Annotated in this window: 18 protein-coding genes, 1 other RNA gene and 1 pseudogene; 8 read left to right on the forward strand and 12 right to left on the reverse strand. The window is 63.7% G+C overall.

Going from position 1 to position 19,106, the window contains the following annotated elements:
* Window positions 1-5 precede the first annotated feature (5 nt).
* Window positions 6-983 carry a DMT family transporter gene (locus ACO06R_RS05965; protein ID WP_421857329.1) on the forward strand — a complete coding sequence of 326 codons (978 nt, stop codon included), beginning with the start codon at window positions 6-8 and terminating at the stop codon, window positions 981-983.
* On the opposite strand, the gene ACO06R_RS05970 is transcribed toward ACO06R_RS05965, so the two are convergent.
* The 9 genes and pseudogenes from ACO06R_RS05970 to ACO06R_RS06010 all read right to left on the reverse strand — a co-directional run bounded on the left by ACO06R_RS05970 (window position 967) and on the right by ACO06R_RS06010 (window position 10,556).
* Window positions 967-1,938 (reverse strand): NAD(P)-dependent alcohol dehydrogenase, encoded by a 972-nt coding sequence (locus ACO06R_RS05970; protein WP_421857331.1) that lies wholly within the window; start codon window positions 1,936-1,938, stop codon window positions 967-969. The genes ACO06R_RS05965 and ACO06R_RS05970 overlap by 17 nt on opposite strands.
* Window positions 1,939-1,940: 2 nt before the next feature.
* Window positions 1,941-2,657 carry a helix-turn-helix transcriptional regulator gene (locus tag ACO06R_RS05975; protein ID WP_421857333.1) on the reverse strand — a complete coding sequence of 239 codons (717 nt, stop codon included), beginning with the start codon at window positions 2,655-2,657 and terminating at the stop codon, window positions 1,941-1,943.
* 5 nt (window positions 2,658-2,662) lie between these two features.
* On the reverse strand, window positions 2,663-3,043 hold the full coding sequence (locus tag ACO06R_RS05980; RefSeq protein ID WP_421857335.1) for a VOC family protein: 381 nt from the start codon (window positions 3,041-3,043) through the stop codon (window positions 2,663-2,665).
* Window positions 3,044-3,119: 76 nt separating this feature from the next.
* Window positions 3,120-3,911 (reverse strand): SDR family NAD(P)-dependent oxidoreductase, encoded by a 792-nt coding sequence (locus tag ACO06R_RS05985; RefSeq protein WP_421857337.1) that lies wholly within the window; start codon window positions 3,909-3,911, stop codon window positions 3,120-3,122.
* A gap of 89 nt (window positions 3,912-4,000) precedes the next feature.
* Window positions 4,001-5,935 carry a propionyl-CoA synthetase gene (locus ACO06R_RS05990; RefSeq protein WP_421857339.1) on the reverse strand — a complete coding sequence of 645 codons (1,935 nt, stop codon included), beginning with the start codon at window positions 5,933-5,935 and terminating at the stop codon, window positions 4,001-4,003.
* A 362-nt stretch (window positions 5,936-6,297) separates the two neighbouring features.
* Window positions 6,298-6,972, reverse strand: a pseudogene (locus ACO06R_RS05995) (SGNH/GDSL hydrolase family protein); the annotation flags it as partial.
* A 238-nt stretch (window positions 6,973-7,210) separates the two neighbouring features.
* Entirely contained in the window at window positions 7,211-8,104 is an 894-nt protein-coding gene (locus ACO06R_RS06000; RefSeq protein WP_421857341.1) for a fructose bisphosphate aldolase, read from the reverse strand.
* A gap of 148 nt (window positions 8,105-8,252) precedes the next feature.
* Window positions 8,253-9,449 carry a phosphoglycerate kinase gene (locus ACO06R_RS06005; protein WP_421857343.1) on the reverse strand — a complete coding sequence of 399 codons (1,197 nt, stop codon included), beginning with the start codon at window positions 9,447-9,449 and terminating at the stop codon, window positions 8,253-8,255.
* A gap of 93 nt (window positions 9,450-9,542) precedes the next feature.
* Window positions 9,543-10,556 (reverse strand): LacI family DNA-binding transcriptional regulator, encoded by a 1,014-nt coding sequence (locus ACO06R_RS06010; RefSeq protein ID WP_421857345.1) that lies wholly within the window; start codon window positions 10,554-10,556, stop codon window positions 9,543-9,545.
* A gap of 103 nt (window positions 10,557-10,659) precedes the next feature.
* On the opposite strand from ACO06R_RS06010, the gene ACO06R_RS06015 reads away from it, so the two are divergent.
* Window positions 10,660-11,850 carry a phytanoyl-CoA dioxygenase family protein gene (locus ACO06R_RS06015; RefSeq protein ID WP_421857347.1) on the forward strand — a complete coding sequence of 397 codons (1,191 nt, stop codon included), beginning with the start codon at window positions 10,660-10,662 and terminating at the stop codon, window positions 11,848-11,850.
* A 131-nt stretch (window positions 11,851-11,981) separates the two neighbouring features.
* Entirely contained in the window at window positions 11,982-12,359 is a 378-nt protein-coding gene (locus ACO06R_RS06020; RefSeq protein WP_421857348.1) for a VOC family protein, read from the forward strand.
* On the opposite strand, the gene ACO06R_RS06025 is transcribed toward ACO06R_RS06020, so the two are convergent.
* From ACO06R_RS06025 to tkt, 3 genes are all read right to left on the reverse strand, one after another.
* On the reverse strand, window positions 12,334-13,176 hold the full coding sequence (locus ACO06R_RS06025) for a helix-turn-helix domain-containing protein (RefSeq protein WP_421857349.1): 843 nt from the start codon (window positions 13,174-13,176) through the stop codon (window positions 12,334-12,336). The two genes, ACO06R_RS06020 and ACO06R_RS06025, sit on opposite strands and share 26 nt — an antisense overlap.
* Before the next feature lie 177 nt (window positions 13,177-13,353).
* Window positions 13,354-14,355 carry a type I glyceraldehyde-3-phosphate dehydrogenase gene (gene gap, locus ACO06R_RS06030; RefSeq protein ID WP_421857350.1) on the reverse strand — a complete coding sequence of 334 codons (1,002 nt, stop codon included), beginning with the start codon at window positions 14,353-14,355 and terminating at the stop codon, window positions 13,354-13,356.
* Between the two features lie 51 nt (window positions 14,356-14,406).
* Entirely contained in the window at window positions 14,407-16,401 is a 1,995-nt protein-coding gene (gene tkt, locus ACO06R_RS06035; RefSeq protein WP_421857352.1) for a transketolase, read from the reverse strand.
* Between the two features lie 351 nt (window positions 16,402-16,752).
* Here tkt and ACO06R_RS06040 point away from each other — a divergent pair, with 351 nt between their 5' ends.
* The 5 genes from ACO06R_RS06040 (at window position 16,753) to ACO06R_RS06060 (ending at window position 19,105) form a co-directional block, all read left to right on the forward strand.
* Window positions 16,753-17,025: a DUF4164 domain-containing protein gene (locus ACO06R_RS06040; RefSeq protein WP_421857354.1), complete on the forward strand. Its 273-nt coding sequence runs from the start codon at window positions 16,753-16,755 to the stop codon at window positions 17,023-17,025.
* Between the two features lie 7 nt (window positions 17,026-17,032).
* On the forward strand, window positions 17,033-17,386 hold the full coding sequence (locus ACO06R_RS06045) for a cell division protein ZapA (protein WP_421857356.1): 354 nt from the start codon (window positions 17,033-17,035) through the stop codon (window positions 17,384-17,386).
* 108 nt (window positions 17,387-17,494) lie between these two features.
* A non-coding RNA gene (gene ssrS / locus ACO06R_RS06050) (6S RNA) lies at window positions 17,495-17,651 on the forward strand.
* 23 nt (window positions 17,652-17,674) lie between these two features.
* Window positions 17,675-18,274 carry a 5-formyltetrahydrofolate cyclo-ligase gene (locus ACO06R_RS06055; protein ID WP_421857358.1) on the forward strand — a complete coding sequence of 200 codons (600 nt, stop codon included), beginning with the start codon at window positions 17,675-17,677 and terminating at the stop codon, window positions 18,272-18,274.
* A gap of 9 nt (window positions 18,275-18,283) precedes the next feature.
* Window positions 18,284-19,105 (forward strand): TIGR00282 family metallophosphoesterase, encoded by an 822-nt coding sequence (locus ACO06R_RS06060; protein WP_421857360.1) that lies wholly within the window; start codon window positions 18,284-18,286, stop codon window positions 19,103-19,105.
* Window position 19,106 lies beyond the last annotated feature (1 nt).

Raw genomic sequence — 19,106 nt, forward strand, 5'->3', positions numbered from 1 at the left:
GAACCATGTCGCGCGAAACAGACAGCAAACCGGCATCAGGCGATCAGCGCCGGGGCAGCGGACTTGCGATCCTTGCCGCTCTGTTCTGCTTCAGCGCAGGTCCGACCGGGGTCGCCGTTCAGAAGCTGCTGGTCGAATCATTTAGCGCCTTCCTGATCATCGCTGTCCAGATGAGCATTAGCGCTGCCGCCTTGTGGACGATTCGCGTTGCGTTCTTTCCTGCCCACACCTTGTCCCGAACGGCGATTGCGAGAGGTTTCGGACTGGGAATCGCCCATCCCGGCGGTTTCATGATCGTCTACACATTCGCGAGCGCTCGTCTCGATTCCGTGACGGCTGTCGTCATGCTCGCACTCATGCCAGCGCTCATTGCGACCGGAGGCCGCGTTTTTCTCAGGGAGCCATTGCGGCCGGTTACCCTTATCGGCATCGCGGTCAGCTTGACCGGATTGTTTGTGCTGGTTTCCGAGCGACAGGTTACCGGGGAAAGCGAGGCAATGGGCTATGTCCTCGGAGTCGCAGGCCTGGCGCTTGCGAGCGGAAGTGTGCTGGTTGGTCGGGTGTTCAATACAGCTGCCGTGCTGCCCTGGTACTTGCTGGCGCCGCTTCAGGTAACCGGTGCGGCCGCTGTTGCGTGGGTTGGCGTTCTGGCGACAGGCGCGACCCTTCAAGCGGATGCGCTGGTGGGCAATCTGGGGGCGTTTCTCTATCTGGCGCTGGGCATGACGGCTGCGAGTTACTTTGCCTACAATTTCGCGCTCTCGAAGCTTACCACACCAAAGCTTGGCCTCATCTCCGCAGCCGGTCCCGGCGCGGGCGCGTTGGCCGCATCATTCATCTTCGGCACACCCATCGGTCCAACCGCGGCGACCGGTATCGCGATCACGCTGGCCGGGGCCGCGCTTCCGGCCGCGTATGGTCTCATCCGGGAGTTGCGAAGGCGCCATCGAGGGGCCGGCCGCTCTACTACGGGATCTCGATGACGACGATCCCGGTCTTCTGGCCGGTCTCCACATAGCGGAACGCCTCGACGGTTTCCTCAAGCGGGTAGCTGCGGTCAAAGACGCCATCAAAAAGCCCGTCGGCCATAAGGCCGGAGAGATCGCGGACAAATCCCGGTGCATCTTCGGGAAACGGCAATTGCACCCGGCGGCTGCCGGTCAGCCGGAACCAGCCTTCCAGTATCAGGTTTGACCAGAAGGGGCCGAGGTCGGTGGCGCAGAACAGCGCGTTCTCTTTCAGAAGCTGGCGGCAGGCGAAGGACGACGTCTTGCCGACGGCGTCGAACACCAGATCGAAGGTCTCGCCGATCGCGGTGAAGTCCTGCTGCTGATAGTCGATGACACGGTCCGCGCCGAGCCTTTCGGCAAGGTCGAGATGCCGGGTTCCGACGACCGCCGTGACCTCTGCGCCCGCAGCCTTGGCAAGCTGGACCGCCGCGGTTCCGATGGCGCCGGAGGCGCCATAGATCAGGCAGCTCTGGCCGGCCCGCAACTGCTTCGTTGTGGAATTGGCATACCAGGCGCCTTCGCCGACAACCGCCTCGGCAAACTCGATGCCGGCGGGAATGCGGGCAATGGCGCCAGCGGCCGGGACGCACAGATATTCGGCGTGGGCGCCGAACGTTTCCGGCGACAGGCCAAAGACGCGATCGCCGGGCTGGAACTCGGTTACGCCGTCACCGAGGGCATCGACCTCGCTGGCGAAATCCACTCCGAGCGTGTGCATCTTCGGGCGCAAAAGCCCGGTCATCGCGCGGGCGAAGAACGGATGCGCGCGAAGCGTCGCGGTATCGGTGCGATTGACTGTCGAGGCGTGGACGCGGATGCGAATCTCGCCGGCGGACGGCGAGGGGACCGGCACCTCGGCCAGCGACAGGTTCTCCGGCGGGCCGTAGCGGTCGAACACGATCGCCTTCATTGTTGCTTTGTCTGTCATGCTCACCGCCAACTGGTCGGGTCGGGGGGCGTATGGCCGACCTCGTCTTCCATCTGGCGGTAGAAATCGCGCATCGTCTTGCCGCGCTCGTGACGGAAGGTTTCCTTCAATGTCTCGATTGCGGCAATGCGGTCGAGCCGGAACATGCGGAAATCCTCGCGCAGCAGGCACCAGCCGATGGATGTCCAGGCACCGCCCCAGAACCACAGGCCGAGCGGGCGGATCGAGCGCTGCGTGGCGCGGCCTTCGACATCGACATAGTTGAAGCGCACCACGTTGCGCTTGTCGGCGGCGGTTTCCAGCAGGTCGAATTTGAGCCGGTCCTCGTCGGACATGCGGTGGGCCGGGGCGTGGATCTCGGTGGTGCGGATGCGGTCGCGCTCGGCCTCCGGCAGCACGGCGCCGATCTTGACCAGCGCTTCTTCGGCGGCGCGGGCAATGGTCGCCCCGCCCCAGGCGCGGACCAGACGGGCGCCAACGACAAGCGCAACGATCTCGTCACGATTGAACATCAGGGGAGGGAGGTCGTAACCCTCCCGCATGATGTAGCCGACACCGGCCTCGCCGTCGATCGGCACGCCGGTCGACTGCAGGTCGGCGATGTCGCGATAGATGGTGCGCTCCGAGACCTCGAGGACCTCGGAGAGCTTGCGCGCCGTCACCAGCCGCCCGCCGCGCAAATGCTGGACGATTTGAAACAGGCGGTCGGCGCGGCGCATCGGTGTCAGGCCTTCGGCGTGAACAGGCCAACGGAATTGCCGTCCGGGTCGGTGACATAGACGAAGCGGCCGCCGGGAATGTCGATGACCGGCGAGACGACCGTGCCGCCGGCGGGGCCAACGCGCTGCATGGCTTCTTCGAGCGCATCCGGGCTGGCCAGATGGATGGTGCTGCCGGCACCGGCGGGCGATGGCGTGCCGGGATAAAGATGACCGGAAACGCCCATGTCGTCGGCGCTGGAAAACCAGATCATCGGGTTGGGGCCGTTGCTGTCGTCGCGGCGCATCTCGATCTTGAGCACCTGTTCGTAGAACTTCTGGGCGGCGTCGAGATCGGTGACGGGGATTTCGAACCAGACTGCGGTGTTGTTCGGCTGTTCGGGCATGGGGCAGCTCCTTGGGGTTTGGGTTACCGCCATACTGTCTCATACCCCTCCTGACAGCATTCTGTCAGGAGGAAAGTTACTCTTCGTCAGGTACCTCGACGGCGTAGTTGAGCGCCAGGCGGCCGCCATCGGCGTGAATGACCTCGCCAGTGATGTAGCTTGCCTCGCCGGATGCCAGGAAGGCGACGATGGAGGCGATTTCCGACGGTTCGCCGATGCGCAGCAGCGGGGTTCGCGACAGGATGCGGTTCCGGGCCGCCGGGTCGTTGTTCACGGCAGCGAGCATTTCGGTCATGATCGAGCCGGGGCCGACCGCATTGACCGTGATGCCGTAGGGCGCGAGCGACAGCGCCATTACCTTGGTCAGCTGGTTGACGCCGCCTTTCGACACGCAATAGGGCACCTGATTGGGAATGGCCACGGTGCCGTTGATCGACGACATGTTGACGATGGCGCCGGCGGGCCCGCCATTGTTGACCTTCTCGACCATCATGCGGGCGGCGGCCTGGCCGCACAGGAACATGCCCTTCAGATTGACCCGCATGACGCGGTCGAAATCCTCTTCGGTGATGTCGAGGAAATCGGCGCCGTGGACGATGCCGGCATTGTTGACGAGAATGTCGATGTCGCCGAACAGATCGAGTGCCGAGGCAATCATGTTGTGCACGGACAGCCGGTCGCCGACATCGGCGGCGATGAACTCCACCTCGCCGAGGGGAGACAGGTCCTCGGCGACCTGTCGGCCGGCTTTTTCGGCGATATCGGCAATGGCGACCCTGGCGCCGTCCTGCAACAAGCGCTTGGCGATCGCGTAGCCTATGCCGCTCGCGCCGCCGGTGACGATCGCGATCTTGCCGTCCAGTGCCATGTCCGCTTGCTCCTTGTCGCAGGCTCTTTAGTCAAAGCAAAGCTAGTGCCTTTCGCCTGCGGATGGAAGCGCGGAGGTTGGCCCGTCTGTCAGGCGAAGCTGCCGACGTGGCGGGTTTCGAGCACCTCGCGGATCTCGTCCAGGATGGCCGGATCATCGATGGTTGCCGGCATCTTCCAGTCCTCGCCGTCGGCGATTTTCTGCATGGTGGCGCGCAGGATCTTGCCGGAGCGGGTCTTGGGCAGGCGCTGGACGGCAATCGCGGTCTTGAACGCGGCGACGGGGCCGATCTTGTCGCGCACCAGTTTCACCACCTCTTTCTCGATCTCCCCTGCCGGCCGGGTGACGCCGGAATTGAGGATCACGAAACCGGCGGGCATCTGGCCCTTCAGCGCATCGGCGACGCCGATGACCGCGCATTCGGCGACGTCGGGATGGCTGGCGATGACCTCTTCCATGCCGCCGGTCGACAGGCGGTGGCCGGCGACATTGATGATGTCGTCGGTGCGCGCCATGATGAACAGGTAGCCGTCCTCGTCCATGTAGCCGGCGTCGGCCGTCTTGTAGTAGCCGGGAAACTCTTCGAGATAGGCGGAGCGGAAGCGCGCATCGGCGTTCCACAGCGTCGGCAGGCAGCCGGGCGGCAGCGGCAGCTTGACGACGATGTTGCCGAGCGTGCCGGCTGCGACCGGGTGGCCGGCGTCGTCAAGCACCTGTACGTCATAGCCGGGCATGGCGACGGTGGGCGAGCCGATCTTGACGGGCAGTTCGCCAAGACCAAGCGGATTGCCGGCAATCGCCCAACCGGTTTCGGTCTGCCACCAGTGATCGATGACCGGGACGGAGAGCTTTTGTTGCGCCCATTCGATGGTGTCGGGGTCGGCGCGCTCGCCGGCCAGGAACAGCGAGCGCAGGCTCGACATGTCGTATCTGCCGATCAGTTCGCCGGTGGGGTCTTCCTTCTTGATGGCGCGGAACGCCGTTGGCGCGGTGAACAGCGAAACGACCTTGTGCTCCTCGATGACGCGCCAGAAGGTGCCGGCGTCGGGCGTACCCACGGGCTTTCCCTCAAACAACACCGAGGTGGCGCCGAAGATCAGCGGCGCATAGACGATATAGGAGTGGCCGACGACCCAGCCGACATCGGAGGCCGCCCAGAACACCTCGCCCGGCCTGATGCCGTAAAGGCCCGACATCGACCAGCTGAGCGCGACCATGTGGCCGCCATTGTCGCGGACGACGCCCTTGGGCTGACCGGTGGTGCCCGACGTGTAGAGAATATAAAGCGGATCGGTGGCGGCGACCGGCTCGCAGGGCACTTCAGTGCCGGCGGCGCGGTGCGCGTCCATCGTCTCGCGCATGTCGAAGTCGCGGCCTTCGGTGAGATCGCAGGGATGCTGCTCGCGCTGCAGGATCACGCAGCTTTCCGGCCTGGCAGCGGCGAGATCGATCGCAGCATCAAGCAGCGGCTTGTAGGCAACGATGCGCGACGGCTCGATGCCGCAGGAAGCCGAGACGATGACGCGCGGCTGGCAATCGTCGATGCGGGTGGCTAGTTCGTTGGCGGCGAAACCGCCGAAAACGACCGAGTGAACCGCGCCGAGCCGGGCGACGGCCAGCATGGCGACAGCGGCCTCGGGTACCATTGGCATGTATATCAATACGCGGTCGCCCTTGGCGACGCCGCGCTCCTTCAACACGGCGGCAAGCGCCTCGACCTCGGCCTTCAGTTCGCCATAGGTGATGGAGCGCTTGGCGCCGGTGATCGGGCTGTCGTAGATGATCGCGTCCTGTTCGGCGCGGCCGCCGGCGACATGGCGGTCGATGGCGTTGTGGCAGGTGTTGCAGGTAGCGCCGGAAAACCAGCGGCCATAGGCGCCGTCGCCGGCGTCGAAAACCGTGTCGAAGGGCTCAAACCAGTCGATCGATGCCGCGGCTTCCGCCCAGAAGCCCTGCGGGTCATCCTTCCAGCCGGCATATGTTTCGCGATAACCGGACGAATTCACGCCACTCTCCTCCGACATGACGCAACCTCCCCAACTGAATGAACCTTCGCCCGGCTGTCCGCCGGACAATGGTTTCTATCTGACAGAAGCGGTGTTATCCGTCCATGTGACTTATGCCTAAGTCAAATTGTCGCTGGGGAAACGGGCAGGAAAAAGTTTTGGCAACGCTGTTTTCGATCTTCGTCGTTTTGGCGATGCTAGTTCAGATCATCAAACCCTTGGGATTGCCCGGCCTGCGCAAGCGCGGCGATTTCTGGAAACTTCCCCTGGCGGGCCTTTTCGTGATCGTGCTTTTGACGGCGCTTCAGATCTGAGCCGCCGGCAAGCTGTGCCGATGCCGGGGCAAGGTCGGGTACGATGTAATCGGCCAGGTGATCGGCCCAGGTGCGGTAGCCTTCCGGTCCAGCATGGAAACCATCACGGGCAAAGCCGGCCGGACCGTCAATCGGCAGCGGGCCGGCCATCTCGATGCCGCGTTCGCGGCACATCCGGGCCCCCATCGCGTTGATCAGTTCCGCGCGCATCTGGAGAATGCGGCCGAGCGTCTTCGGCAGCGCGGGGATACGGGTCATGTCGGCGACCGGCGACCACAGAATGCGGGCATGCGGAAAGCGCGTGCGCACTGCGTAAACCAGCGAGCCGAAATGCTTCTTGAAGGTGCTGACGGCATGGAAGTTCTTCATGTCGTTGGTGCCGACCACCAGCACGACATGGGTGTAGTCGCGCCGGTCGAGATTGGGAATGATGTGGTCGCGCAGATCGGCCGCAGTCGCCGAATTGGCACCGGCGGCGCGCCAATATATTGGCCGATTGGTGCGGCGGCTCAGCATTTGCGCGATGTTGAAGGTCAGCGTGTCCTCGAGCCGGGTCATGCCGACCCCGGCAACCGAAGAGTCGCCGGCAACCAGCAGTCTGACCTCGTCGCCGGTGCCGGCAAAGCGGCCCTCCGGCGCAACATTGGGCGGCAGAAGACGCTCGATCCGCATGCGCAACGACACGCCCTGCCACGCATAGATGGGTAGAGCCAGCCAAGTGTAGAGCGCCTTGTAGACCATTTATATGCGTATCCGGCGTTGTGGACCCGCGGCGGCTCGGCGTCACCGCGGAATCATATCCATATAGAGCTCCCGCTCTGTCTCAGCAATATGACAGCGATGGGTGGACAAAGTCTTGCATCGCTGCGCCGAAGTATTCGCCGGCACGTCAATCCTGCCGTTGCGTTCCGGGGGCGGGAAACAAGAAAACGGCCGGCATGAAAGACCGGCCGCCCAGGGTCATTAGCACGAGGCGCTGTCAGCCGGCGCGCGATGCTTCGAAGATGCTGTTGATCGCTTCAGCCAGCATGGCGTCGAATTCCGCGTCGCTCTGGCCTGCCGACAGGCCTTCGGTCAGCGCGCGCGAGAAGCTGGCGATGACGCCGGTGTTTTCCGCCAGCTTGGCGTTGGCATCGTCTCGCGAATAGCCGCCGGACAGTGCGACGACCCGCATGACGCGCGGATGGTCGACCAGCGGCTTGTAAAGGTTGGTCCTGGTCGGCAGCGTCAGCTTGAGCATGATCTGCCGGTCATCCGGAAGCGCGTCGAGATGGCGCGTGATCTCGGCAAGAAGCAGGTCTTCGGCTTCCGCCTTGTCGGCAATCGAGATCGTCACTTCCGGTTCGATGATCGGCACCAGGCCATGGCCGAGGATCTGTTTGCCGACCTCGAACTGCTGGTCGACGATGGCAGCGATGCCGGCCGGATTCGCGGCATCGACGACCGAGCGCATCTTGGTGCCGAACACGCCCTTGGCGACGGCGCGCTCCAGCAGTGCGTCGAGATCGGGCATTGGCTTCATCAGCTTGACGCCATCGCTGGTCTCTGCAAGCCCCTTGTCGACCTTCAGGAACGGAACGACGCCGCATTTCTCCCAGAGGTACCGGGCGGTAGGAATGCCGTCGACTTCGCGGTCCATGGTCTGCTCGAACAGGATCGCGCCCATCACCTTGTCGCCGGTGAAGGCCGGAGACTTGATGATGCGGGTGCGCATCGCATGGATCAGGTCAAACATCTCGCCGTCGTTGGACCAGGCATCGTCCTCGACACCGTAGAGTTTCAGCGCCTTGGGGGTGGAACCGCCCGACTGGTCGAGGGCCGCGATAAAGCCTTCCTTGCCTGCGACCTGCGCCGCCATGTCCGCTTGCGTCATCAATCAAGTCTCCTCTGCTCTATGGCGGGGCTTACCAGAGGGGCGCCCCGGAAGGAATATGAAGGTGGCCGATGCGAAGCGATTAAATGGGATTCAATCGCGTTGCATCGGTTGAAAAACAGACAGGCCGGTGCGCCTGTCCGCGGCATTATGCCGACAAGGCCGCGACGCCTGGCAGCTCCTTGCCTTCCATCCATTCCAGGAAGGCGCCGCCCGCCGTCGACACATAAGTAAACTGGCCGGCGACGCCGGCATGGTTGAGGGCTGCGACCGTATCCCCGCCGCCAGCGACCGAGACCAGCGCTCCGGCCGAAGTTTCGGCTGCCGCATGTCTGGCCGCATCCACCGTCGAGGTATCGAAGGGAGCGATCTCGAAGGCACCGAGCGGCCCGTTCCAGACCAGCGTGGCGGCCTGCGATATCCAGCCATTGACCTTGGCAACCGAGGCCGGTCCGACATCGAGGATCATCGCGTCGGCGGGGACCGCATTGACATCGACCGTCTCGCTTTCGGCACCGGCGGCGAACTCGCGCGCGACTACCGCGTCAACCGGCAGCACGATGGAGCAACCGGCCTCGGCGGCCTCTTTCAGGATCGCGTTGGCGGTTTCGGCGAGGTCGTGTTCGCACAGCGACTTGCCGACATTCACGCCCTTGGCGGCGAGGAATGTGTTGGCCATGCCGCCGCCAATCACCAGTGCGTCGACTTTCCTGACCAGATTCTGCAAAAGGTCGATCTTTGTGGAGACCTTGGCGCCGCCGACAATTGCGACGACTGGCTTGGCCGGCGTGCCGAGGCCCTTTTCAAGCGCCTCCAGCTCGGCCTGCATGGCGCGGCCCGCATAGGCGGGCAAGAGCCGGGCGAGCCCCTCGGTGGTGGCATGGGCCCGGTGCGCGGCGGAAAAGGCGTCGTTGACATAGATGTCGCCGTTTTCGGCGATGGCACGCGCCAGATCCGGGTCGTTCTTCTCCTCGCCTGGGTGGAAGCGGGTGTTTTCCAGGAGCACGACATCGCCGGAAGCCATCTCACCGATCTCCTTCGCTGCGGCCTCGCCGATGCAATCGGCGGCGAAATCCACGCGGTGGTCGAGCTCTTCTTCGAGCGCCTGGGCGACCGGGCGAAGCGACATCTCCGGCACCACATTGCCTTTCGGTCGGCCGAAATGGGCGAGCAGGACGACCTTGATGCCCTTTTGCGACAGTTCAGAAATCGTCGGCACGACACGCAGGATCCGGGTGCGGTCGGTGACGATGCCATCGGCCATCGGGACGTTGAGGTCGACGCGCACCAATGCGCGCTTGCCAGCGCAATCGCCGGGCAGATCGTCTAGGGTCTTGAAGCTCATGGGGCCTCGCTCCGGTGGTGTTTCAAAATCTATAGCCTTGCCCGGCGAAGGCGTGCAATGCGTGATAATGACCATTCGCCACGTTGCGCTGATTTAGACATCGCATGGCGTCGCGATTGCCACCCGAGACGGCGCAATGCGAAATTCTGTCGGCAGCATGCGGTGATGGGCGAGGACCATCTGGCAGGCGCTGCGTGCATCCTGGCGCAAGTCATGATGGATGACGAAATCCAGCCTGCCGACAGCCAGCAATGCGCGATTGTCGGCGTCCAGATCATGCGCCGCAAAGACCGCGCAAGTGCGATTGCGTTCGGCGAATGCCTCAAGGACGGCACGGTTGCCGCCGCCGATCGAATAGACGGCGCGGATGGCTGGATCGGCGCCCAGGGCGCGCTCGACCAATGCCTGGGTGGTGCGGTCGATGCCGTGGCCTTCGGATATGGTTACGGCATGGAGATGCGCGAACCTTTCCTTCAGCGTCGCGCGAAAACCGGCTTCGCGTTCCTCCTCGCCGGCAAAGGCTGTGCTCGAGAGCAGGAGCAGCACACTGGCCTGTTCCCGCGGCATCATCCTGCCAAGCAGATAGGCTGCCGTCGCGCCGGCGATCCGGTTGTCCATGCCGACATAGCCGATGCGCACGGCTTCCGGCAGATCGGTGACAAGGGTGACGACCGGGATTCGCGCGGCCATCAGTTCGGCCGCCGCGGCGGCCATTTGCGGTGTCGACGGCACCTTGAGAACCACGCCATGGCTGCCGCGCTTGCCGATCGCACGCAGAAGCGCGCGCAGCTCTCCCTCGCCCACTCGCTCAGCCAGATGGAAGCGGGCTGAGAATGCGGTCGGACGCATACCCGGCACCTCGGCCTCGAAGGCCCTTCGAACGGCATTGGTGAAGCGGCGCGGCGCTTCCATGACGACATCGATCGACAAGCGTCGGCCGGCCAGTTCCACATCGGCGAATTGGCGTTCAAGCTCGGCGACCGCGGCGCGGACGCGCGCCGCCGTGACCGGCCGGACGCCGGGCCGGTCGTGCAGCACGCGGTCGACGGTGGCAAGGCTCAGCCCCGCCTGAAACGCGATATCCTTGATCGGGAAACGGGATCTCATGGCTCATTCTGAGGTGTTTTTAAGGTGATTGCTACCTTCAATCGGCGGATTGGCCGCGTAGGATCAGGGAAATGTTTCAGTCCGGCCTCGGGGAGGAGAGATCATGGACGCAAGGATAGCGACGGATCGCAGCGAAAAGGTCTGGCTTTCGGCCGACAGCGGCAGTTTCGAGGATTTCAAGGCGAGCATGGAACGTGGCACCGATCCGTCCGAGTGGCCGTTCGCGGCGGCGGTGGAGAAAGGCGTCCTGATCTATGACGGCGAAGCGGTTCGTGCCGCCGCCAGCAATCCCCGTAGCCGGCGCGCACTGATGGCCGAGTGGGTCGGCGCGTTCGATACCGGACCCGGCGTGATCGTCATCACGCGGGCCATGCCGGAGACGGACGTCGTCGACCGCGCGACAGAGGTGTTCGAAGGCATCGTCGCGGCGGAACGGGAGCAGGGCCAAGGCAGCGGCGACCACTTCGCCAAGCCGGGCGCGAACGACCGGATCTGGAATGCGCTGGAAAAGCATTGCCTGGCCGATGCGGACAACTTTGCGCGCTACTATGCTGCCGACACGCTGGCGATGGCTGCGGAAGCCTGGCTGGGGCGCGGCTACCAGATGACGGCGCAGATGAACCGGGTCAATCCTGGCGGCGCGGCGCAGCAGCCGCATCGCGACTATCATCTCGGCTTCATGTCGCCGGAACAGATGCAGGTTTTTCCCGGCCACATCCACCGCATCTCGCCGGTGCTGACGCTGCAGGGCGCGGTCGCCCATTGCGACATGCCGCTGGAAAGCGGGCCGACGCTGTTCCTGCCCTATTCGCAGGGCTTCTTCGAAGGCTATCTCGCCTTCGAACGCCCGGAGTTTCAGCGTTACTTTGCCGAAAACCATGTGCAGCTGCCGCTCGAAAAGGGCGATGCGGTGTTTTTCAATCCGGCGCTGATGCATGGCGCGGGCGACAACCGCACGAGCGATGTCCACAGGATGGCCAACCTGTTGCAGGCGTCGTCGGCGTTCGGACGGGCGATGGAGAGTGTCGACCGCGCCCGTATGGCGGTGACGCTCTATCCGGCGCTCAAGGAGGGCCTCGTGAATGGCGGGCTGACGCGCGCACATGCCGCCAATGCGATTGCCGCTTGCGCGGAAGGTTACGCCTTTCCAACCAATCTCGACCGCGACCCGCCGGTTGGCGGACTTGCGCCGAAGACACAGGCCGAGATCATGGCTGAGGCGCTGGACGCCGGGTTGGAGCCCAGCGCATTCGCCAAGGTCGTCTCAGACCATGCCGAGCGGCAAAGGGCGTGACGGTCCTACATTAAGGCTGGCTGCCGAGGACGGCATGTCGGCTCATGTTGGACTGTTCATGGCCGGTTTATCCAATCCATCGCGCGCGCAGTCGGGTAGCCCGCATCCTTGTGCAAACAAGGAGAGTTCCCATGGCCATATTGCCCGTGCTGCCCGTCGCCGATATTGCCGCCGCGATAGACCATTATGTTGCCGATCTCGGATTCGAGGAAGAGTTTCGCGTGCCGGGCGAAGATGGCGCTTTCGCGAGCGGTCAGGTGCGCTTCGGCGACAATCACATCATGTTCAATCGCAATCCCGCGGACGCCGCGAAAGGCGGTGGCGGCATCTGGCTCTGGCTCAGGGTCGATGGAATGGACATCGATGCGATCCATGAAAAGATCTCCGCTGCCCCTTCCGTGGAGATCGTCGAGGCGATCGGCGACCGGTTCTGGGGCGATCGTTCTTTCGCCTTGTGCGATGGTCTGGGCTATGTGCTGGCGTTCAACGCGAAGCTCGATCAGGCTTAGGCGATGCCTCAAACTCGTTGAACCGCCGGGCGAGCGGCGCGAGATTGGACTGAAAGACGATCGGGCTCGCGCCGATCATCGCCTTGAATTCCCGGTTCAGATGCGCCTGGTCGAAATAGCCGGCCGAACTGGCGATCTGCGAAAGCGGCTGGACGCCGCGCTGCATGGCGTCAAGCGTGTAGCGCAGCCGGCCAATGCGCGCCGCGGTCTTGGGCGACGTGCCGAGCTTGTCCTGGAACAGCCGGCGCAGGTGCCGCTCCGAATAGCCCGACGAAAGGACGAACCGCGACTGGCCGGAACCCGCGCTGCGGCACAGACCGTGATAGAGCATCCGGCCGAGATGGATGTCGGTCGCATCGCTTAGCCTCGATGACAGGAAGCGGTCGAAAAGCCGTGTGACGTCGTCGAATCCGGATGACTGAACCAGCCTAGCGAGGAGCGCCAGGTCTCGGTCGTCGAGGGCGAAGAGGTCGAGCATGCGGTCACGCAGTTCCCCCAATGGCACTGCCGTAAAAAGCGAAGCCGCGCCCGCCTTGAACGCGATGCCGTAGTTGCGGGTCGTGGCGGCCGGTTCTACATGGCTCGCCACGGTCGTCGGGCCTTTGACGAAACACGCCGGCAGATCGTCGGATGCGCCTGGCGAGCCGTTGGCATGCCTGATCAGGCCGGCATCATCGAGGTTGAAGATCCAGGCGACCGTGATGCCGGGAATGTAGCTCTGGATGGTTCGGTCCGGCAGGTCTGCTTCAAGGTGCCAGTAGGTCGAAACAAACGGCTGCAAATGCGGGGCGGGGCTGCGAAATGTGATTGCTGCCATGGCGTTGTCCCGAATTCGTCTTCGGCGATTGCGCATTCGCATTCGATTTGTACCGCCGGAGGTTTGCGGCGGCAAGTTGGCAGGCCGTTTGAAGTCGTGCGCGGCGATGGTGTCGCGGCAACAAAAAAGCCGCCCGGGCGGGGCGGCTTTCAGTGATTTCAGTCGGTTGAGAACCGGTCAGATCAGCTTGCCCATCGCCACGGCGGTGTCGGCCATGCGGTTGGAAAAGCCCCACTCGTTGTCGTACCAGGTCAGGATGCGGCACATCGTGCCTTCCATCACCTTGGTCTGGTCGGTGTGGAAGACCGAGGAGTGGCTGTCATGGTTGAAGTCCATGGAGACGAGCTTCTCGTCGGTGTAGCCGAGGATACCCTTGAGCGGACCGTTGGCCGCCGTGCGAACGGCGTCATTGATCTCTTCGACCGAGGTTTCGCGGGCTGCGACGAAGGTCAAATCGACGACCGAGACGTTCGGGGTCGGCACGCGAATGGCGACGCCGTCGAGTTTGCCGGCGAGTTCCGGAAGCACGAGGCCGACAGCCTTGGCAGCACCGGTGGAGGTCGGGATCATCGACATTGCCGCAGCGCGGGCGCGGTAGAGATCCTTGTGCATGGTGTCGAGCGTCGGCTGGTCGCCCGTATAGGAGTGGATCGTCGTCATGAAGCCCTTTTCGATGCCGATGGCGTTGTTCAGCACATAGGCGACCGGGGCGAGACAGTTGGTGGTGCAGGACGCGTTGGAAACGACATGGTCGTCGGCGGTCAGCGCGTCAGTGTTGACGCCGTAGACGACGGTCTTGTCGGCGCCGGCGCCCGGCGCGGAGATGAGCACCCGCTTGGAGCCGTTTTCCAGATGGATCGCCGCCTTGTCGCGGGCAGTGAAGATGCCGGTGCACTCGAGCGCGATATCGACATCCGACCAGGGCAGTTGCCTGGGATCGCGCTCGGCGGTCACCCGGATCGGGCCGCGGCCGACATCGATGGTGTCACCATCGACCGTGACGGTGCCCGGAAATCTGCCATGCACGGAATCGTAGCGCATCAGATGCGCATTGGTTTCGACCGGTCCCAGATCGTTGATCGCGACAACTTCGATGTCATTGCGGCCGTCCTCGATGATGGCGCGCAGTACATTGCGGCCGATGCGGCCAAATCCGTTGATGGCGACTTTCACGGTCATCGATATCTACTCCGTTTTGGTGGACTTCGGATTGTACGTTACTTAGCCAGTTTAGCCGTCGTGGTGAAGACGGCTTTCTGCCGCGTCGACAATTGCCTCTGCGGTAATTCCGAAATGGGCGTACAGCTCCTTGTAGGGGCCGGATGCGCCAAACGAACTCATGCCGACAAACACGCCTTCGCGGCCGAGAATGCGGTCCCAGCCCTGACGGACGCCAGCCTCGACGGCGATGTTGACGGCGGCGTTGCCGACGATCGCATCCTGAATGTCCTGCGGCTGCTGGTAGAAAAGGTCGAGACAGGGGACGGAGACGACCCGGGCCGGGCGGCCCCTGGCTTCCAGCGCGTCGCGGGCTTCCATTGCGATCTCGACTTCGGAACCGGATGCGAAAATGGAGACCACGGCGTCGCCGCTGGCGTCGGCCAACTCGTAGGCGCCGGTGGCGCAGCGGTTTTCGTCATCGAATTCGGGGCGCAGCGCCGGCAGGCCCTGGCGGGTCAGCGCCAGCGTCGACGGGGCGTCGGCGGACTGCAGGGCGAGCTGCCAGCATTCGGCGGTCTCGGTGACGTCGGCCGGGCGGAACACCAGATGATTCGGGATGGCGCGCAGCGCGGCCAGATGCTCGACCGGCTGGTGCGTCGGCCCGTCCTCGCCGAGACCGATGGAGTCATGCGTCATGACGAAGATCGAGCGGATGCCCATCAGCGAAGCGAGGCGCATGGCCGGCCGGGCGTAGTCGGAGAACACCAGGAAGGTGCCGCCATACGGAATAAGGCCGCCATGCAGTGCGATGCCGTTCATCGCGGCCGCCATGCCGTGCTCGCGGATGCCGTAATGCAGGTAGCGGCCGGAGAAATCGTCCGGCGTGATCGAGGCGGTCTGGCTGGTCTTGGTGTTGTTGGAACCGGTCAGGTCGGCCGAGCCGCCCAGCGTTTCGGCGACCGCGCCATTGATGATTTCCAGCGCCATCTCCGAGGCCTTGCGCGTGGCGACCTTCGGCTTGTCCTTGGCGAGTTGCTTCTTGTAGGCGGCCATCGCGGTGTCGAGCGCCGGCGGCAGGGCGCCGCGCATGCGGCGTTCGAACTCGCCACGCGCGGTCGGCTCGGCCAAGGCCAGCCGCTTTTCCCAGGCGAGGCGCTGCTTGCCGGCGGTCAGGCCGACCAGCCGCCAGTCGTCAAGGATTTCCGACGGGATGTCGAAAGGCTCGGCGGTCCAGCCAAGCGCCTTGCGGGTTTCGGCGATCTCTTCGTCGCCGAGCGGCGAACCGTGCACTTTCGAGGTGCCGGACTTGTTGGGCGCGCCGTAACCGATCACCGTCTTGCAAGCGATCATGGTCGGCTTGTCGGAGGTGCGGGCGCGTTCGATGGCCTCGGCCAGCGCGTCGGGGTCGTGCCCGTCGACGGCCATGGTGTTCCAGCCGGACGCCTCGAAGCGGGCGCGCTGATCGGTGGAATCGGACAGCGAAACATCGCCATCAATGGATATGTTGTTGTCGTCCCACAAGACGACCAGCTTGTTGAGACCGAGATGGCCGGCAAGCGCGATCGCCTCCTGGCTGATGCCTTCCATAAGGCAGCCGTCGCCGACGAGGACATAGGTGTGGTGATCGACGAGCTCGCCGCCGAATTCCTGCGCCAGTTTGCGCTCGGCAATCGCCATGCCGACGGCGTTGGCAAGGCCCTGACCGAGCGGGCCGGTGGTGGTTTCGATGCCCGCGGCGTGGCCGTATTCAGGGTGGCCGGCGGTCTTGGAGCCGAGCTGCCGGAAGTTCTCGATCTGCCCGATGGTCATGTCCTCGTAGCCGAGCAGATGCAGCAGCGAGTAAAGCAGCATCGATCCGTGGCCGGCCGACAGCACAAAACGGTCGCGGTCCGGCCAAGCGGGATTCATCGGATCAAATTTCATGAAACGCGAAAACAACACCGTGACGATGTCGGCGGCGCCCATCGGCAGCCCGGGGTGCCCGGAATTTGCGGCCTGTACGGCATCCATGGAAAGAAAGCGGATCGCATTCGCCATCCGGTCGTGTTTTTCGCGAGTTGTCATGACCTGTCCTGATTATCCCAGACCGGCCAGGAGAGTGGCGCCGGCCATTATTCAGAGGGAACCGCGCGACACATAGCATTTCGCAAGTGCGAGTCAACAAACCCGCCACCGCTCCATGACAATGACGTGATGCAGGCGATCTTTCGGTGCGTAAGTCGTAATTCCATGCCGCTGCGGAAGAAAAACGCGCAAGGCCCAGCGCGAAAGGGCATTCACCTGTGGGTTAGCGCTTGTGGATGTTTGAAAAGAACCGTCAAAATGGGTAATTTGTAACTCCGCCTTATGTGCCGTGTGTAAGGTCTTCAGTTCGAAAGGAGTACGTCTTTTCGAAGACGATGAGAGTTTATCTGAATGGCTTCACCACAAACGCTTACCGAAGTATTGGGTCGCTTGGACAAAGCATTGGAAACGCTGGACGATGCCGTGGATCGGCATATGGAGGTTCGGGAAAACTACAGGGATGCAGAGGAGGAGGTACAACGGATGAATTCCGACCGTGGACGCCTCGCGGAAGAACTTGATGCAGCCGAGTCTCGCGCCGAACGGCTCGAGGATGTCAACAAGGAAGTATCGCGGCGTCTGGTCAGCGCGATGGAGACCATCCGCGCAGTGATAGACCGATAGGTGTCCCATGTCGCAGGTTTCAGTTACGATTGACGGAAAATCCTACCGGATGGCTTGCGATCCGGGGCAGGAGGAGCATCTGACCGAACTGGCGAGCCGGTTCGACCGCTATGTCGGACATCTCAAGGGGTCGTTCGGCGAAATCGGGGATCTCCGGCTGACCGTGATGGCCGGCATCATGGTGATGGACGAACTGGCCGAGCTGCAGCAAAGGGTGCAAGGCCTTGAATCGGAGATGGATTCGCTGAGGCGCACCCGCGACGACGCGTTGCAGAAGGCGGACAGCGCGGATATGCATCTGCTGGAGCGCTTGTCGGGCGTGGCCGGGAAAATCGAGGCGATCGCCGCCAAGATGTCATAGGCAGTCATTCCGGCGGGGGATCTCATTCGGGACGGATGTCCCGGTAAAAAGCGGCAGTGGCGGCATTGCCTCTGGTGCTGGTGCTGGCGCGGCCTTATATCGCCTATTGACCGACTGCGCATCGCGACAGGAAACACTATCCCCGGGGCCTTACGCATCTCAAGGGAGCTGTCCCTGACCGGGCTCGTGGGCCCGGATACACGGCGCCCACCTACTTAAGTAGGTTCCCGGGATGCCGCTTTCCATCGGCTGTCGTGGTCGGTCTCCCTGTCTCCCGCGAGGTCCGTCTTGGCCGACAATCTGAACGATTTGCCGAAAGACCTGAAGAAGAGCCTGCGCAGCGCGGCGCTTACGCAGCGCGATGCGCTGCCGCCGGACATCCGCATCGAGAAGAGTCTGGCGATCTGCGACCACGGCGCGGGATTGGAAATCGAGCCGGGCAGCATCGTTTCGGGATTCTGGCCGATGCGTTCGGAGGCCGACATTCGGCCGCTGATGGCGGCGCTCGGCGAAAGGGGTGCGCGGCTCTGTCTGCCGGCGATCATCGATCGTGAAACCATCGTGTTCCGCGAACTGGTACGCGGTGCGGCTCTGGTGGAGATGGGTTTCGGCACGCATGGGCCTGGTCCCGAGGCCGAGGAACTCGATCCGGAATTGATGCTGATGCCGCTGGCCGCCTTCGACGGAAAGGGCAACCGGATCGGCTATGGCGGCGGGTTTTACGACCGGGCGATCGAGCGACTGCGCGCCGCTGGCCGGGCGCCGCAGCTGATCGGCATCGCCTTTGCCTGCCAGGAGACGGACGCTGCGCCGGCGGAGCCCCACGATGTGGGTCTCGACGCAATTCTGACCGAGGATGGGTTGCGCTCTTTTACCGGAGGCACGTAGTAAACAGGAATGAGACTTCTTTTCCTGGGCGACATGGTGGGGCGCAGCGGACGCGTGGCGGTGCAGGAGCGCTTGCCGGGTCTGATTGCCGATCACGGCATCGACTTCACAATTGTCAACGGCGAGAACGCCGCAGGCGGTTTCGGCATCACCGAGGCGATCCTCAACGACACGCTGAGTGCCGGCGCCGACGTGGTGACGACGGGCAACCATGTCTGGGATCAGCGCGAGGCGCTGGTGTTCGCAGACCGGCAGACGCGGTTTCTCAGACCGGCCAACTACCCCAAGGGCACGCCCGGCCATGGCATGGGGGTTTATGAAGCCAAGAACGGCGCGAGAGTGATGGTGTCGAACATCATGGGCCGTGTGTTCATGGCGCCCGATCTCGACGATCCCTTCGCCTGCGCGGAGGCGCAGCTTGCCGATGGCGGTCTGGGTGCCGCCTTCGATGCGGTGGTGTTCGATTTTCACGCCGAGGCGACGTCGGAAAAGATGTGCTTCGGCCATTTCGTCGACGGGCGGGCAAGCCTCGTCGTGGGCACGCATACGCACACACCGACCGCCGACCACCAAGTCCTTTCCGGCGGTACGGCATATCTGTCGGATGCCGGCATGTGCGGCGACTATGATTCCTCGCTTGGCATGGACAAGGAAGAGCCGCTCAACCGGTTTCTCAACAAGATCCCCAAGGGACGCTTCGAGGCGGCGACGGGTGCTGCCACGATCTGCGGCGTCGTGGTGGAGATCTCCGACCGCACCGGGCTTGCCGAGCGGGTGGCGCCGTTGCGCATCGGGCCGCGGCTCGAGGAGACTTCGCCGGACTGGTGGTGAG

Origin of the sequence: Oricola sp. (assembly GCF_965230365.1) — a bacterium.
In the GTDB taxonomy this organism is placed as follows: Bacteria; Pseudomonadota; Alphaproteobacteria; order Rhizobiales; family Rhizobiaceae; genus Oricola.

What these genes read in the sequence shown, in the direction of transcription:
- ACO06R_RS05965 (WP_421857329.1), top strand. Translation starts at nt 6, where the DNA reads ATGTCGCGCGAAACAGACAGCAAACCGGCATCAGGCGATCAGCGCCGG.
- ACO06R_RS05970 (WP_421857331.1), bottom strand. Translation starts at nt 1,938, where the DNA reads ATGACAGACAAAGCAACAATGAAGGCGATCGTGTTCGACCGCTACGGC.
- ACO06R_RS05975 (WP_421857333.1), bottom strand. Translation starts at nt 2,657, where the DNA reads ATGCGCCGCGCCGACCGCCTGTTTCAAATCGTCCAGCATTTGCGCGGC.
- ACO06R_RS05980 (WP_421857335.1), bottom strand. Translation starts at nt 3,043, where the DNA reads ATGCCCGAACAGCCGAACAACACCGCAGTCTGGTTCGAAATCCCCGTC.
- ACO06R_RS05985 (WP_421857337.1), bottom strand. Translation starts at nt 3,911, where the DNA reads ATGGCACTGGACGGCAAGATCGCGATCGTCACCGGCGGCGCGAGCGGC.
- ACO06R_RS05990 (WP_421857339.1), bottom strand. Translation starts at nt 5,935, where the DNA reads ATGTCGGAGGAGAGTGGCGTGAATTCGTCCGGTTATCGCGAAACATAT.
- ACO06R_RS06000 (WP_421857341.1), bottom strand. Translation starts at nt 8,104, where the DNA reads ATGACGCAAGCGGACATGGCGGCGCAGGTCGCAGGCAAGGAAGGCTTT.
- ACO06R_RS06005 (WP_421857343.1), bottom strand. Translation starts at nt 9,449, where the DNA reads ATGAGCTTCAAGACCCTAGACGATCTGCCCGGCGATTGCGCTGGCAAG.
- ACO06R_RS06010 (WP_421857345.1), bottom strand. Translation starts at nt 10,556, where the DNA reads ATGAGATCCCGTTTCCCGATCAAGGATATCGCGTTTCAGGCGGGGCTG.
- ACO06R_RS06015 (WP_421857347.1), top strand. Translation starts at nt 10,660, where the DNA reads ATGGACGCAAGGATAGCGACGGATCGCAGCGAAAAGGTCTGGCTTTCG.
- ACO06R_RS06020 (WP_421857348.1), top strand. Translation starts at nt 11,982, where the DNA reads ATGGCCATATTGCCCGTGCTGCCCGTCGCCGATATTGCCGCCGCGATA.
- ACO06R_RS06025 (WP_421857349.1), bottom strand. Translation starts at nt 13,176, where the DNA reads ATGGCAGCAATCACATTTCGCAGCCCCGCCCCGCATTTGCAGCCGTTT.
- gap (WP_421857350.1), bottom strand. Translation starts at nt 14,355, where the DNA reads ATGACCGTGAAAGTCGCCATCAACGGATTTGGCCGCATCGGCCGCAAT.
- tkt (WP_421857352.1), bottom strand. Translation starts at nt 16,401, where the DNA reads ATGACAACTCGCGAAAAACACGACCGGATGGCGAATGCGATCCGCTTT.
- ACO06R_RS06040 (WP_421857354.1), top strand. Translation starts at nt 16,753, where the DNA reads ATGGCTTCACCACAAACGCTTACCGAAGTATTGGGTCGCTTGGACAAA.
- ACO06R_RS06045 (WP_421857356.1), top strand. Translation starts at nt 17,033, where the DNA reads ATGTCGCAGGTTTCAGTTACGATTGACGGAAAATCCTACCGGATGGCT.
- ACO06R_RS06060 (WP_421857360.1), top strand. Translation starts at nt 18,284, where the DNA reads ATGAGACTTCTTTTCCTGGGCGACATGGTGGGGCGCAGCGGACGCGTG.